Here is a 14,934-nt window from a genome sequence, read left to right on the forward strand (position 1 = left end):
GCAAAGACACTCAAAGTAAAAAAGTATCCATCTAGTACTTACGCACTTAATACTAATAACGACGAGCACCGACTTACGATGACCAGTATCCAACGCAGTATTAACGTCAGCTTTAAGCTACCGAAAGCACTCTTAGCGGGTTTGTTTATCATGGGTTCAGCGATGAGTGCTGCACACAGTGAGCTTGTGATTCAAGAAAAAGATCCAAGCTCTAGTATTATCAATCAATTCGCCACGCTTAAAAATGCAGATGCCAAGTCACCGCAGCTGCATCAATTAATTGCAAATTTAAATCAAAGGCTGGCTGTTAATCGCAATGACTCTTTGGCATGGGAAGTCTTGGCACAGATTTACTATAACAATGGCTATCATGATTATGCGGTCTATGCTGCTAGTGAAGCAATTGATCAAGGTAAGAGCACGGCTGAGCTCAAAAATATTTTGTTGAATAGCAGTGCCATCATCGCTCAAAAACAATTGCAGTCTGGTTACTTAAATAATGTCGATGCGGCGTTTAAAAAAGAATATCAGCACGCCTTGAGTAAGATAGCTGGTGATGTTTATGGGTTTAATTACGATGAGTCTTTGCCAAAACCACCGAAAGTTGTAAGACGTAGCGTCCCTAAAAAAACAAGCAGCACGAAGAAAACAGCTGCTCCTGTTAAGAAAAAAACAGTAGTGAAACCAAAAAGAACTTACGTTAAACCAGTTGTTCAAAAGCCTACCCCTACTAGAAGCAATACTCCTGTATCTACTGATCCATTTGATATATTGCGTTGAAACCAGAAACTGCTGAGGTAATTAATTATGGCAAAGCAAGACAGTGTGCAAAAGAAACTCGCAAAAGTACGTGCTCCTCGTGTACATCTTACCTATGACGTCGAAGTTGGTGATGCGATCGAAACGAAAGAAATCCCTTTCGTGGTCGGTGTGCTAGGAGAGTTCTCAGGAGATTCTAAACTTGAGCAACCTCGCTTTAAAGACAAAAAGTTCGTTGAAGTGGACTTGGATACCTTTGATGAGGTGATGTCAGGTCTAGCACCTCGTGCGACTTTCCGTGTCAGTAATGACTTGAGCGACAAAGGCGGTGAGTTTGCCGTTGACTTGGCATTCAACAGTATCGATGATTTTCGCCCCGAAGCTGTCGCTGACCAGATTGAACCGTTAAAGCAATTGGTACAAGCACGAGATCGCTTAGCAGATCTACGCAATAAGATATCAGCCAACGAAAAACTCGAAGATCTATTGGATGATGTGCTCAAAAATACTGAGCAAGTCAAAAAAATGGCTGAACAAAACCAAATTGACGGTGAGGATTAAACGATGAGTGCCCAAGCCCAGCAGAATATAGCAACGGATTCCGTAAATAGTGAAAGCTACGACTTGCTTGAAGAAATCGTCAATAAAAGTAACGTTGCCAAATCCGATGATGAAAAAAATCGTGCGAAGTCACAAATCGCCGAGCTTGCCAACGAAGTCATGCAAGGTACTGTGACGTTATCAGATAACTTGGCTGCCTCGATTGATGCTCGTATTGCACAAATTGATGCGCTGATATCTAAGCAATTGACGACCGTCATGCATGCGCCTGAGTTTCAAAAGCTAGAGTCTAGCTGGCGCGGTTTGCACTATCTATGTAGTCAAACGCCCTCAGAGTCTATGCTGAAAATCCGCATGATGAATACCACCAAGCGTGAGCTAACCAAAGACTTTCAGTCTTCAATCGATTTTGACCAAAGCACATTGTTCAAAAAGATCTACGAAGAAGAGTTTGGTAGCTTCGGTGGCGAACCTTACGCTGCCATCGTTGGTGATTTTGAGTTTACTCGTCAAAATTCAGACATGTATCTACTCGAGCAACTGTCTCATGTTGCTGCTGCGGCTCATGCGCCTTTCGTATCAGCAGCATCTGCTGAGATGTTTGGTCTGGATTCGTTCACCGATATCGGTCGTCCTCGTGATCTGTCGAAGATATTTGAAACCGCTGAATATATACGCTGGCGCGCGTTTAGACAGTCAGAGGATGCTCGTTACGTCGCACTGACTGCGCCTAGATTCTTAGGGCGCCTGCCTTATGATCCTAAAGATGGCACGGTGGTTGAAGGATTTAACTTTACCGAAGACGTTTCAGGTAGCGACCATAGTGATTATCTATGGGTGAACGCAGCTTATGCATTTGCCTCACGCTTGACGGCTGCCTTTTCTGATTACCGTTGGTGTGCGGCTATTCGCGGTGTTGAGGGCGGTGGTTTGGTTGAAGGTTTACCTGTCCATACCTTTAAGACAGATGAAGGGGATTTGGCACTTAAGTGTCCAACTGAGATATCTATTACAGATCGCCGTGAGAAAGAGCTCAGCGATTTAGGTTTCATTCCATTAGTCCATTGCAAAAATACCAATTACGCTGCTTTTTTTGGGGCGCAATCAGTACAAAAAGCCAAAACTTATCAAAACGATGATGCCAATGCCAATGCTGCGCTATCGACGCAGATTCAATACATTATGGCTGTGTCACGTATTGCCCATTATCTAAAAGCGATGATGCGCGATAAGGTTGGTAGTTTCTTAGCACCTGGTAATGTTGAGACGTTTTTGAACGACTGGATTTCACGTTATGTCTTGTTAGATGACGGAGCCTCACAGGAAGCAAAAGCCCAGTACCCACTGCGCGAAGCTTCTGTACAAGTTGTAGAAGTACCGGGTAAGCCTGGTGTCTACAAGTCAGTGGTCTTTTTGAGACCACACTTTCAACTTGACGAATTGTCTGTTTCTTTGCGTCTGGTTACTCAACTGCCGCAGTCTAGCAACAGCTAATCGTTTATTAAAAACTAACGTTAAATTTAATTTTTCAAAACAAGGTATGTGACATGAAAGATATTTATATTCAGTTCCGTGGTAAATATAAAATTGATGGCGAGTCTCGTGATAGCGAGCATAAAGGTTGGCTTGAAGTAAACACTTGGGATCACTTGATCCGTCAGCCAAAATCAGCGACAGCAAGTAGCGTTGGTGGTCACACTTCTGAGCGTTGTGAGCATGCTGACATGACGTTTATGAAAGACTTGGATTCGACCAGTCCTAAGCTATGGGAAGCCTGTTCTGCCGGTTACACGTTCGATGAAATTCAAATTGATTTTTATCGTGCCAACGGTGACAAGCGCGTTAAATATCTTGAAGTTAAGCTTAAGCATGCGCTTATCGCAAGTGTTGAGCCAACCGTACGTTCAGAAGGCGTACCAATCGAAAAAGTCGGTATCAAGTATGCTGCTGTTGAGTGGACTTACACCCAGCAAGATATCGATGGTACTGCTAAAGGCGCTGTGACTAAGAAGTGGTCACTAGCCAATAATACTGCTACTTATACTGCCTAAGTCAGGCTGTATCAGGTGTTGTCTATCTTATCGTACCGAAAAAGAAAGGTTTATATCTAGGCCTTTCTTTTTTACTTTTCTAAATAGGAATGATCGTATCGATGAACTACGCTACTAATGCCTCTAACAAAGAACTTGGGTTTCGCCCAAATTTGTTCGAACAGTTATTTGATGATCAGCCTCGTCATTTGGCGCATGAGCTCGTGGTGCGTCGCCTTAATATTGATGAATTGAAGTCTTCTGTCGCGCGAGATCTTGAGGCTTTATTGAATACGCGCTGTGTGGTGTCTAGCAAGCTGCAAGACTATCAGCACGTGCGCTCATCAATATTGAATTTTGGCATATTGGATTTTGTGGGATTGAGCAGTGCCAACCCTGCTGACTGCGATTATATCTGTCGACAAATCGCAACAACCGTTGAACAGCAAGACACCCGGCTAAAAAACGTTCGCGTATCACTAGATATTGGCGCGGTTGATGTCAATCAGCTGTGTTTTTCGATTGAAGCGTTACTGAAAGTGTATCCAGCACAAGAGCTTGTTAGCTTCGATGCGTTCTTTGAGCCAAGCTCTCAACGTTACTTAATAAAATAACCTATATCAATGCTTAACCGTCAGAGTTGGCAGCGATAACCGTATTGAGGCATCATGGACAGTCTACTTCCTTATTTTGAGCATGAGCTTAGCCTGTTTAATAAACAGTCAAAAGAGTTTGCCAAAAAGTACCCAAAAATAGCCAATCGGTTACTGATGGGGCACGATACCGTAGATGATCCACATATTGAAAGGTTGATACAGGCTTTTTCTCTCATTAGCGCGCGTATCAATAAAAAACTAGATGACTCGTATTCTGACTTTACAGAATCGTTATTAGAAGTTGTTTATCCTGATTATCTCAAACCCTTTCCATCCGTCTCTATCGCGCAGTTTAATCTGGGCGTGCAGGGCAATGCGATGAGTGAAGCGGTCTTGGCACCGAAACAGAGCACATTTGCCACCCAAAAGATAAATGGGACGCCTTGCCAGTTTCAGTCAACCCAAGACGTGACGTTGTTACCGATAGAGATAGATAGCGTCAGCTTTGAGACTCGCCAAGAAATCTATGACAATCAGCATGGTCTGCTAAATGGTTGTATCAGTATTAAATTTAAGGCGCTGAACCCAAGCTTTGACTATCAGGCATTATTAAGTCATTCGTTAGATCTGTATATAGACGAAGATGCCAGTCAGGGCACCAGTCTCTGGGATTTATTATGGTGTGACGTCAAGCAAACGCACCTTCATGGTAGGCAGGTCAACAAGATAACGGGTAGTCCGTTTGAGATTATAGGCTTTGCCCCTGAACAGCAAGTGCTCCCCAGTCACCGTGTGAGTAATGCCGCCTCTGCTTTATTAAAAGAGTATTTTTATTTCCCTGAAAAATTCAACTTTTTACGTCTGAATCTTGGCCGTGCTTGTCCAAATTTAAAAATTGATAGTAATGGCTTTGAGATTCGCTGTTATTTTAAGTTTGATAAAAAAAACACCATTCGCCTAAAAAACCTGCAGCAGCTAAGCGCTAGCAGTATCAAGTTGTTTTGCACGCCTGTTGTCAATCTATTCAAAGCTGCTGCCAAGCCTATCCAAGTGACCCATCGTTCTGTCTATTATGATTTGGTGCCCGATACTCGCGCGCTTTTTCAGCATGAAATCTATGAGATCAACAAGGTCATAGAGTCTAAGCAAAGCGACAATCGTCTGATACAACGTGAATACCATCCGTTTTATGCGCTCAATCACTATGAGCAGCAAGATGAAGGCCGTTATTATCATATTAAACGTGATAAAGACATGGCTGAGTTTAAGCAAGGTTTTGAATATCAGATTATGTTTGTAGAAAAAAACCGTGAAGACTTGTCAGGCGCGGTGAGCATGAGTGCTTCTTTGTTATGTACCAATAGAGACTTGCCCGCCCAAGTGATATTTGGTCAAAGCCGTGGTGATCTGTTTAGTGAAGGTATGACAGGATTTAGCAGTTTGTCACTATTAAAGCAGCCAACCAGAACGGCACGGTTTGAATACACAGGTGAAGAGCGCTGGCGATTGATATCGCTGATTAGTCTGAACTTTTTATCATTGGCAGCCCAAGATGCGGAGCTGATGAAAGAGTATCTGTCGCTTTATGATATTACCCAATCAGCATCTAATAAGCTGCTGGTTGAAGGCATCGTCGCTGTCGAAACCAGTATTGCGGCTAGGCGTATTCAGCGCTTACCGCAACCTGGGTTTGTGCGTGGTACGGTCATTGATATTCAGATTAACCAAAAGAATTTTGCTGGAGTGAGTATCCGCCAGTTTGCCCATTTATTGGCTCATGTCTTTGGCTATCACGCTAGCTTGAATAGCTTCGTTGAGGTTGCCATTAGTGATGCCGTTACGAAAGAGGAGATATACAGATGTCAGCCACGCAGCGGTCTCAGTCCTCTTATCTAACGGATTTACTAGCGGCGCCACAATCTTATGAGCTATTGCAAGCGCTGCGCTTAGTTCAGCATGAAGTCAGTATGGGGCATGCGCCTATCGAAGTGCGTTACCGTGCCTCGTTGTCATTGGCATATCCGCAAGCTGAAATTGAGTCAATGGCGCTCATTGCCCAAGACAATATGGAAGGCAGTGACAGTTCAGTAAAAGATGGTCAAATAAAGGCCAGTTCGTTAATGGGCAGACAGATAGAGGTTTGCCCAGCAGTTATTGGACTTACGGGCCCATTATCGGCTTTGCCCGCGATGTATACCGACCATTTAGCATCACGAGTCAATCATGCAAAAGACAAAGCTGCACCGGCATTTTTAGATTTATTTAACCATCGTTTAACTGATTTGTATGTCGAAGCGAGCTGGTTTTATAACTTGCCATTACAGTATGAGTTAAAGGACAAAAAAGACAGCTACCTGTTGAGCTTGCGGGCACTGGCACGTCAGCCTAAGAAGTTAACCGCCATCGACAGCTTAATTGCCTATGCTGGCATGATTGCCCCCGGACGTCTGACCGCTGATCAGTTAGCACATGTACTGTCGCACTTTTTGGATAGCACGGTGAGTGTGGAGCAGTTCGTACCAGAATGGTTTGACTTGCCAGCTAGTGAGCAGACTGCACTTGGTGGACAACATGCGGCACTTGGCTTATCTGCATTTTGCGGTGCGCGCGTCGTACAGTTCGATAGCAAAATTAGAATCGTATTTCACCAGTTGGATGCCAAGCGTTATTTGAGACTGTTGCCAGCCGGTGATATGTATCAAGTCATCATTGATTTTATCCGTAAATGGTGCGGTGTCTGTCTTGCCGTTGAGATGCAGCTCGAGTTGGACAAGCAGTACATCACTCCTTTGTCATTGTCTGAAAGTGGTTTTGGTGGCTTGGGGCAAGGTGGGTTTTTGGTATCGCAGCCCGCGACCCAGCATCATGATGACACTCGCTATGCGTTGCCTATTCAGTAAGTAGTTAATAGATACATAGGTTGCTTTTGTATTTATCAGCAATTTTGAGTTTTATAGATAGTTTTGGTCTATTGCTAAATTCCATCTTATTAAGTTTTATACACCCGTTTTATAAAAATAATGTTAAGTCTATCGAAAATGACAACGATAATGCCAAAGGAAAAGGTTTATGAGCCAGTTAAAAGCTGTAATTACCCGCTTGAGTCCGAGCTGCCGACAGTGTTTGCAGCAGGCAGCTAGGCTTTGTATCAATAATGGACATCGTGAAGTCGATACTGTCCATCTATTGCATGAGTTGATTGCGACGCCGCACAATGACGTGGCTCAAATACTGAAATTCAATAAGATTAATCAGCAGGCATTGCTAGTAGATATCACAGACTTGCTCGGTACTTTTAGTCAGGCAACAGGCTCGACCCCTGTGTTTAGTCAAGGGTTGATGGCGTTGTTAGAAGATGCGTGGGAGCTAGCCAGTAGCCAACATAGCCAAAGTGATGATAATAACAGCCTACTCGAAATCCGCTCTGGACACATATTGCTCGTGCTATTGGCGTATGAGCGCTATCAGTCATTACTCAAAACCCTCCCTGAACAGCTACAGTATATTGATCGTTTTACCCTAAAAGATGATTATGAACGCCAATGTCTTGGTAGTACCGAGGGTAGTGGGTCAAGCAGCAATAAAGGCGTGAATAAGGGTGCTGATGATAGTGTAGACAATGATATTAACAATCAAGAATCTTTAGACGCTAAGCAAACTGAAACTAAGCCAACCCCTGCGTTGGATAAATATACTTATGATTTGACTGCTAAAGCCAGTGCAGAGCAAATAGATCCAGTGATAGGCCGTGAGTTTGAAATTCATCAGCTGATCGATATTTTGATTCGTCGTCGCCAAAACAACCCTATTTTGACAGGTGAGGCAGGCGTTGGTAAAACTGCTGTGGTAGAAGGATTGGCGCAAAAGATAGTTGCTGGCCAAGTACCTGATCAGCTTAAAGACGTGACGATACGTAGTCTCGATATGGGGCTATTGCAAGCTGGGGCGAGTGTCAAAGGTGAATTTGAAAACCGTCTAAAGCAAGTCATCGAAGAAGTACAAGCGTCGGTACAGCCGATTATCTTGTTCATTGATGAAGCGCATACCTTGATTGGCGCTGGTGGGCAAGCGGGTCAAAACGACGCGGCGAATTTGCTGAAGCCTGCGCTGGCTCGTGGTGAGCTCAGAACCATTGCTGCGACGACGTGGTCAGAATATAAGAAGTACTTTGAAAAAGATGCAGCATTATCACGTCGCTTCCAAGTAGTCAAAGTTGATGAGCCTGATATCGATACGGCAGTGGCGATGATTCGTGGTTTGAGTGCCAAGATGCAGTCGCACTTTAGCATATTGATAGATGACGATGCGCTACAAGCAGCCGTTGAGCTGTCAGCACGTTATATCAGTGATCGACAACTGCCTGATAAAGCGGTCAGCGTATTAGATACGGCAGCTGCACGGGTGAGCTTATCAAAAACAGCCATGCCCAATCAGCTGGATAGATTACAAGCCAAAGGTGTGCAATTAGAGCAGCATATCAATAATCTCAGTCAACAGCTTGAGCGTATCGGCGGTGTGGACGAAAAAGAAAAAGTCAGCCAAAAAATTGCCGTGCTTGATGAACAGCGTCAAACCAATCAGCAAAGCATCGCTGACATGACCAGTCGCTGGCATGAGCAACGTCAGCTTAATGATCAGCTTGATGCCTTAAATCAGCAGTTGAATGGTAAGGCTGATGGTGCTGATACGCTCAGTGCAACAGAGCGCTTAGACAAACAGTCTGAGTACCAAAGCATTGAGCAGTCACTAAAACAAGTACAAGAGACACATCGCCTCATTCATCCTGTATTAGACAGACAAGTTATTAAGCAGATTATCTCGGATTGGACAGGGATTCCACTTAACGATATGGCAGGGAATGAGAAAGACCATATCTTGAACTTGGCTGATACTTTGCAGTCGCGAGTCATTGGCCAAGACCATTCTGTGGCTGCTATCGTCAAGCGGATTCATACTGCAAAAGCACGGTTAGATGATCCTAATCGCCCGCAAGGGGTGTTTATGCTCGTGGGGCCAAGTGGTGTGGGCAAAACAGAAACTGCATTGGCGCTATCAGAGGTATTGTATGGTGGTGAGCGTAATCTTATTACCATCAATCTATCAGAGTATCAGGAAGCGCATAGTGTTGCCTCCTTAAAAGGCTCGCCTCCAGGTTATGTGGGCTATGGTGAAGGTGGTGTGCTAACGGAGGCTATCCGCCGTCGTCCCTATAGTGTGCTTTTGCTTGACGAAGTAGAAAAAGCCCATCCAGACGTATTGGATCTGTTTTATCAGGTCTTTGACAAAGGAGTCATGGAAGACAGCGAAGGGCGTTTAATTGATTTCAAAAACACGCTTATTTTATTGACCAGTAATGTTGGTTCATCGCAGATTATGCAAGCGTGCATCAATACTGATCCAGCCGTCACTGATTTCAGCTTACCAGACAGCGATAGCCTAAAACAGGTGATTAATCCGCATTTATACAAATCATTCAAGCCTGCCTTTTTGGGTCGTCTAACGGTCATTCCTTATTATCCATTGACGGATGACGCGCTGGCAGAAATTATTCGCCTGAAACTGGATAAAATTACTGCCCGCATCCGTGACAATTATGATGTGCCTTGTGTCATTGACCCTGAGGTCATTGAGCTCATTTTATCGCGTTGTCATGAGGTCGACTCTGGTGCACGTAATGCCGATGCCATCATCAGTCATACCTTGCTACCGCAGCTGGCAGGTCAGCTACTGGCTCATGATGACAGTCAGAGTGTGCTAAAGAAAATTACTGTATTCGTCGATGATGAAGATAATTTTGCGTATCGTCTGGATACCGATGCGGTTGTGCCGCTGAATCAAATGGCGCAATACAGTGAAGATGAGACTGAGTATAAGGTTAAAAAGTCGGCAAGCAAACCAGTTTCAGCCAAAAAGCTTGCTGCTAAAAAGCCAACAGTTAAAAAAACAGCACGCAAAAAACCTGTTAAAGAGGAATTACTATAATGAGCACTGATAACTCTTTAGCCACCAATATGGATGCCCTTATCGCTCCTATTGATGGCAGTCATCATGGTGTCGGCGAAGACCTGACTTTTGATTTACGTATCGATGCCATCGTTGCTGCTCGTCAAGAGGACGACCCACTGCTGGCACAAGGCAACTGGGTCACTGAATTAAAAGTCGCTGATTGGGATTTTGTCAAAAACCAGTGTGCAGAGTTGCTAAGTCATACCAGTAAGGATATGAAGTTGGCACTATGGTACGTTGATGCCTTGAGTCATACAGATCATCTGGCAGGTATTAGTCATGGGCTAAGCGTATTGCAAGCATTCAATGATGAGTACTGGCTCACCATGTACCCACCATTGGATGGTGAAGAAGACAGCATGGATATTAGGGCAGGGCTACTATCATGGTTTGTAAAAGCGCTCACTGATGACCTAAAACAGCTATCACTCTCTGATACAAAGACAGAAAAATATAATTATAACTATTATCTAACCGCTCGTGACCATGACAAGCAGCGTCAGCAAAATCCTGATAGCGAATCGTCCAGTCAATTGACGCTTAGTGATTATAACCAAGCCATCAAAAGCAGTAGCGAATCATGGCAACGTGCATTGATGACGACTCTGAGTACCGTTACCGAGCAGTGGCAAGCATTGTCTGACCAACTAAATGATCTCATGGGTATCGATGCGCCTGTCTTCGCGCCAGTGACAGAGCTGTTAGCTGGACTGAAGCAACATCTGCACTCATTGATACCAGAGCAGGTTGATATGGTAGACAGTAATAGTCAAGAAGGTATTGACGATATGGAAGAAGGTTTTTCTACTGAGAATGCAGTGCTAAATGATGGACAAGCAATTGGTGCAAAAACAAGCGCATCAACCAGCTTTAATCCGAACAACCGCGATCATCAAAGCAATCGCCGGCAAGCGCTTAAATTATTAGGTCAAATTCAAGACTACTTTGCGACCAATGAGCCGCACAGTCCAGTGACATTTTTACTCGGTCGAGCGATCAATTGGGCTGATATGCCGCTAGATCAATGGCTCACACATATCATCAAAAATGAAGACCAGCTTGCTAATCTTTCAGACATGATTGGTATTCAGCCAAAACGTGACTCATCTGATGACAGTTATAGCTAAGAAGACAGTTATAACTAAGTAGTCAATTTGGCTGCGGCTTAACTGGCAATTTGTGTGCCATTTTTAATGTATGTTTACACCTTTGGACTGATAGAGAAGGGCTTGTCATGGTATGGACTCAAACGAAGCGGCATCTGCAAATTAGTAGTGCCCATCCTGATATTGCTACTAGCCTTATTCAACAAGCTGACCTTATAGAGAGCTTGCTTGGTTTGCCGTTGCCTGATAGCGTGTGGAGTAAGCCCGCGCTGATGCCAACGCCCGATGCTTACCCAAGCCCTTATCATCAAGATCAACGAGCGCAATCCTATCAGCAGCGTCAGCTGGCCCTCTATTGCGGCTATCGCATTAGCATTACGCTACTGCATCCGCAAGCAGGACTGGATACTAAAGACTGGATAGGGCAGAGTTTAGCGATTCACTGGCATACAGGCGACGCGCTACTGCCAAGCCAAATCCGTCACGGCATCATCACCGAAGTCGTCGCTTTGGGTAGCAACAGTGGTATGGCCGCCTATCGTATCATCTGCGAACCCGCTTTGAATCAATTACGCCTATCTAGTCATAACCGCCGTCATCATCATCTCAGTCTAAGTGAGCTGATCACCGATATTCTTAGCCCGTACGATATGAATGTTGAGATTGACGAACGTCTCAGTGATGACAGCGTCTATCATATTCAGCACAGCGTGCAATATAACCAAACAGATCTCGCTTACTTAACGCAGTATCTCACTCTTTACGGTATCACGGGCTACTATCGTCACGAAGCGGACAGTCACACGCTGGTGCTACTACCACATGATGGTGAAGTACTGCGTCCTGATGCCAATGACATTCAAAGCATCCTCAGTCAAAATCCAGCCAACCTCGCTGACAGACAAGACCGCATCACCGCTACTCGTCCGCAAGTTGCCCAACATACTCAGCAGAGCGACCTATATCGTTACGACAACCGCTTAATTGGCACGTATACTGGTAATAGCACCAGTGAACAACCTATCGACTCGGACAGTCCCAATGGTCACAGTCGCTTTTTGCACAGTCATAGTCACCTAAATGACGACGGACTCAGCAAGCTTGCCACCCGCTACCAGCATCACGCACAGCAGCTTGCCAATCTTGGCAGCCTAACAGGCAACATCCGTCATCTAAATTTGCCAAGCGCTCACTATATCGATGGCAACCCTTATTTGACCGATCCACTCAGTCTGGTCTCTATACATCAGCACATTAACAATCATATTCCCGCAGACTGGTTGGGTGCAGTTGCCTTTGATCCTACTACCTTGCAGCCCAATGCCAATCATGCCAGTCATGACAATGATGACGACAATGACAATAATAACGACAACGTCCATCATATCAATGCCTGCTACCTACCGTTTCCACATCATCACCATATTCCCTTTGGTCAGCAACTGAGCGAGCTTGGGCAACCGCATCCGAGTCTCACAGGTCTTATGAGTGCCAGCATCATAGACACAGACAGCAGTGCCATTACCCATGACCGTAACCACCGTGCCCATATTAGATATCACTGGCAAGGTGAAGACAGTAATGGCAGTGATAATAATAGCGACAATAGTCAGGATGATACCCACTGGATACCCATCGCCAGTCATCTCGTCGCCGACCACATGGGGCAGACCCATCCTCTGCGTCATGGACAGCATGTACTCATCGACTTCATCGGTGGTGACTTAACCCATCCCATCATCATCGGTAGCACCCATAATGGACAAGGCAATTCTGACGCTCAGCATAATAGCATCGTCAGTGACTCAGGCAGCCTTGACGCTACCAGTCCAGCTTGGTTCATCAACCAAAGCCATGCTTACCCCATAGACGGCATCAAAACCCAAAGCATCGACAGCAGTCGTACAGGCGATGCGACCAAAGACAGTGTTACTAATGGCTACAACCAGCTGATGTTTGACGCTCATCCTGAGAGTCCACAGATCAACGTCTATAGCAGCAGCTACCAGTCCAGCCTAACCATTGGTCATCTCTACCAACACACTGACCATACCCGTGGTCAAGCACGTGGACAAGGCATCAGTATCGAGACCCAAGCCGCTGCCAACATCCAAGGCAGCACCGGTATTCATATCAGTAGTAGCCAGTCAGACCCCTCATCAAACCCTCATATGAGTCATGACAGTCATAGCAAACTACAAACTGCTGACCAACATCAAATAGCCTATCAAAGCCTAGCAGAAACCCATCAACCTGTCGGTATAGATGGCAGCAGTCAAAGCAGTAGCAAAGGAGGAGAGCAACAAACCGCATTCGGTCAATTTAGCAAAGATACTAATGACAGTGCACTAGATGATGCAGGACAGTGGCAACAAGCCAATCTGCTGATCGACTCTCAGCGCCGTCTCGCCATGCTAAGTGGACAGCATAGCCAACATACCAGCACCCAGAGCACGCACAGCCACGCCACTGAAAGCACCCATCATCATAGTCAAACGCAAATGAATCAGCTAGTAGCAGGTGATATCCATTACTATTCAAACAAAGCCCAAACCCATACCGCTGCTCATGGCGATGTCACCATACAGGCGCATCAGAACGAGATGCGACTCGACAGTGAGCAAGTGCTGCGCATCCATAGCCGAGACAGTATGGAGATCATCGCGCCTGATACGCTGACGCTAAAAGCAGCAGGCAGTGGTATTGAGATATCAGGTGGTAATGTGACGTTTATTACGCCAAGTCAGGTGGGCTATAAGGCAAGTAAGGTGGATCGAGGGAGTGGGGGTGGTGAGGCTAAAAACCTAATGATGAAGCAGGTGCAGTTTGAAGCTTGTGAGAAACTGTCAGAGCAGGCTGAGGACAATCATGCTGCTAGTACCGATTTATAATAAAAATGACTTTTACTCAAATCTCACACACAGATATAAAAGCATGACAGCATAATGACTATCCAACCAGAAAAACCATTGAGCGTAAGCTTACAAACGCAAACGCTTGACGCCAGGGTGCTTAGTACCTTTGATGTCATGATTATTCATCATAGCCAGACAGAGCTGATCGGCGAGATTAACTCTGCTTTCCCCGACGCTATATATTCATTACAACAAGAATTGCTTAGCTATCATATGATCGATAGTCCAGTCATGGTCACGCTAAGCTCAGACATCAGTAATATACTAGAGGTGCATTTGCAGCAGTGTGAGCTGCTATCTCGTCATCACGGCATACTCTCATTACTGGATTATACCGCCCCTAATATAAGGGCATATAAAACAAGAATTAGTGCAAAAGAGTATCTACCAGATGATCCTGAATGGCAGCAGCCAATAGTTAATGCAGCTGATGTAGAAGCCTCCAAACCAGATGCTAAGCAAATCGCTCGTTTACTAGGACTGAACCAAATCATCCAGAAAGGCAGTCAAAAAAAGCATTTTCGCTACTTAGACGCGCAAGTGCTGATTCACCTCTTACCGTTACAACAGCACCACTATATCGCCAATCGCTATGGCTATCCCAAGCGGCTCTGGTTGCCATTAGGCAGTGACTGGTACAGTGTAGATAATATCCATCATTATATCGCTGACTCTAAAAGTTATATTCAACATCAGTTAGGCTACTGTCCAATCACTCAAAACCAGCTAGACAATATCAGTATGCTTAATCGCTTCTTTGCTAAAGAAGTGATTGATGGTAACGATTTAATATTAAATCACTATGAGGCACTACTTAGTTGGTTGGACAAAGCAAACACTCAACTAACCGCTGCCACGCATCTGACCAATTCTGTGGATCGTATGACGATGATGAACAGATGGCTGTATGAGTGCTATGAACAATTTGGTTTAGCAGAAATAGATAATTAAAAGATAAGGA

11 protein-coding genes are annotated in these 14,934 nt (G+C 44.8%); all 11 read left to right on the plus strand.

Annotation, left to right across the window (positions count from 1 at the left end; genetic code table 11):
- Positions 1-78: 78 nt before the first annotated feature.
- The 11 genes from DFP82_RS04205 (at position 79) to DFP82_RS04255 (ending at position 14,924) form a co-directional block, all read left to right on the plus strand.
- Complete coding sequence (locus tag DFP82_RS04205) at positions 79-780, plus strand: tetratricopeptide repeat protein (protein WP_110922486.1); 702 nt, start codon at positions 79-81, stop codon at positions 778-780.
- Between the two features lie 27 nt (positions 781-807).
- Entirely contained in the window at positions 808-1,320 is a 513-nt protein-coding gene (gene tssB / locus DFP82_RS04210) for a type VI secretion system contractile sheath small subunit (RefSeq protein WP_110922487.1), read from the plus strand.
- A 3-nt stretch (positions 1,321-1,323) separates the two neighbouring features.
- Entirely contained in the window at positions 1,324-2,814 is a 1,491-nt protein-coding gene (gene tssC / locus DFP82_RS04215) for a type VI secretion system contractile sheath large subunit (RefSeq protein ID WP_110922488.1), read from the plus strand.
- Between the two features lie 53 nt (positions 2,815-2,867).
- Positions 2,868-3,371: an Hcp family type VI secretion system effector gene (locus DFP82_RS04220; RefSeq protein WP_025651832.1), complete on the plus strand. Its 504-nt coding sequence runs from the start codon at positions 2,868-2,870 to the stop codon at positions 3,369-3,371.
- A gap of 101 nt (positions 3,372-3,472) precedes the next feature.
- A complete protein-coding gene (gene tssE / locus DFP82_RS04225) occupies positions 3,473-3,964 on the plus strand; it encodes a type VI secretion system baseplate subunit TssE (protein WP_181416237.1) in 492 nt (163 codons plus the stop codon).
- Positions 3,965-4,018: 54 nt separating this feature from the next.
- Positions 4,019-5,842, plus strand: coding sequence for a type VI secretion system baseplate subunit TssF (gene tssF / locus DFP82_RS04230; protein WP_110922490.1), 1,824 nt, complete (start codon positions 4,019-4,021; stop codon positions 5,840-5,842).
- A complete protein-coding gene (gene tssG, locus DFP82_RS04235; protein WP_110922491.1) occupies positions 5,806-6,846 on the plus strand; it encodes a type VI secretion system baseplate subunit TssG in 1,041 nt (346 codons plus the stop codon). Before tssF ends, tssG begins: the two co-directional genes overlap by 37 nt.
- Positions 6,847-7,015: 169 nt before the next feature.
- The gene (gene tssH, locus DFP82_RS04240; protein WP_110922492.1) at positions 7,016-9,928 is read left to right on the plus strand and encodes a type VI secretion system ATPase TssH; all 2,913 of its coding nucleotides are present in this window, start codon (positions 7,016-7,018) and stop codon (positions 9,926-9,928) included.
- A complete protein-coding gene (tssA, locus tag DFP82_RS04245; protein ID WP_110922493.1) occupies positions 9,928-11,079 on the plus strand; it encodes a type VI secretion system protein TssA in 1,152 nt (383 codons plus the stop codon). Before tssH ends, tssA begins: the two co-directional genes overlap by 1 nt.
- A gap of 107 nt (positions 11,080-11,186) precedes the next feature.
- Entirely contained in the window at positions 11,187-13,949 is a 2,763-nt protein-coding gene (locus tag DFP82_RS04250; protein WP_110922494.1) for a contractile injection system protein, VgrG/Pvc8 family, read from the plus strand.
- Positions 13,950-14,003: 54 nt separating this feature from the next.
- On the plus strand, positions 14,004-14,924 hold the full coding sequence (locus DFP82_RS04255; RefSeq protein WP_110922495.1) for a hypothetical protein: 921 nt from the start codon (positions 14,004-14,006) through the stop codon (positions 14,922-14,924).
- The last annotated feature ends 10 nt before the right edge of the window (positions 14,925-14,934 follow it).

Origin of the sequence: Psychrobacter fozii, from assembly GCF_003217155.1 — a bacterium.
Classification (GTDB): Bacteria; Pseudomonadota; Gammaproteobacteria; order Pseudomonadales; family Moraxellaceae; genus Psychrobacter; species Psychrobacter fozii.

Excerpts from the sequence above, each read along its gene's own strand:
- DFP82_RS04250 (WP_110922494.1), top strand. The coding sequence starts at position 11,187 with ATGGTATGGACTCAAACGAAGCGGCATCTGCAAATTAGTAGTGCCCAT.
- DFP82_RS04205 (WP_110922486.1), top strand. The coding sequence starts at position 79 with ATGACCAGTATCCAACGCAGTATTAACGTCAGCTTTAAGCTACCGAAA.
- DFP82_RS04220 (WP_025651832.1), top strand. The coding sequence starts at position 2,868 with ATGAAAGATATTTATATTCAGTTCCGTGGTAAATATAAAATTGATGGC.
- tssA (WP_110922493.1), top strand. The coding sequence starts at position 9,928 with ATGAGCACTGATAACTCTTTAGCCACCAATATGGATGCCCTTATCGCT.
- tssH (WP_110922492.1), top strand. The coding sequence starts at position 7,016 with ATGAGCCAGTTAAAAGCTGTAATTACCCGCTTGAGTCCGAGCTGCCGA.
- tssC (WP_110922488.1), top strand. The coding sequence starts at position 1,324 with ATGAGTGCCCAAGCCCAGCAGAATATAGCAACGGATTCCGTAAATAGT.
- tssF (WP_110922490.1), top strand. The coding sequence starts at position 4,019 with ATGGACAGTCTACTTCCTTATTTTGAGCATGAGCTTAGCCTGTTTAAT.
- tssB (WP_110922487.1), top strand. The coding sequence starts at position 808 with ATGGCAAAGCAAGACAGTGTGCAAAAGAAACTCGCAAAAGTACGTGCT.
- tssG (WP_110922491.1), top strand. The coding sequence starts at position 5,806 with ATGTCAGCCACGCAGCGGTCTCAGTCCTCTTATCTAACGGATTTACTA.
- tssE (WP_181416237.1), top strand. The coding sequence starts at position 3,473 with ATGAACTACGCTACTAATGCCTCTAACAAAGAACTTGGGTTTCGCCCA.
- DFP82_RS04255 (WP_110922495.1), top strand. The coding sequence starts at position 14,004 with ATGACTATCCAACCAGAAAAACCATTGAGCGTAAGCTTACAAACGCAA.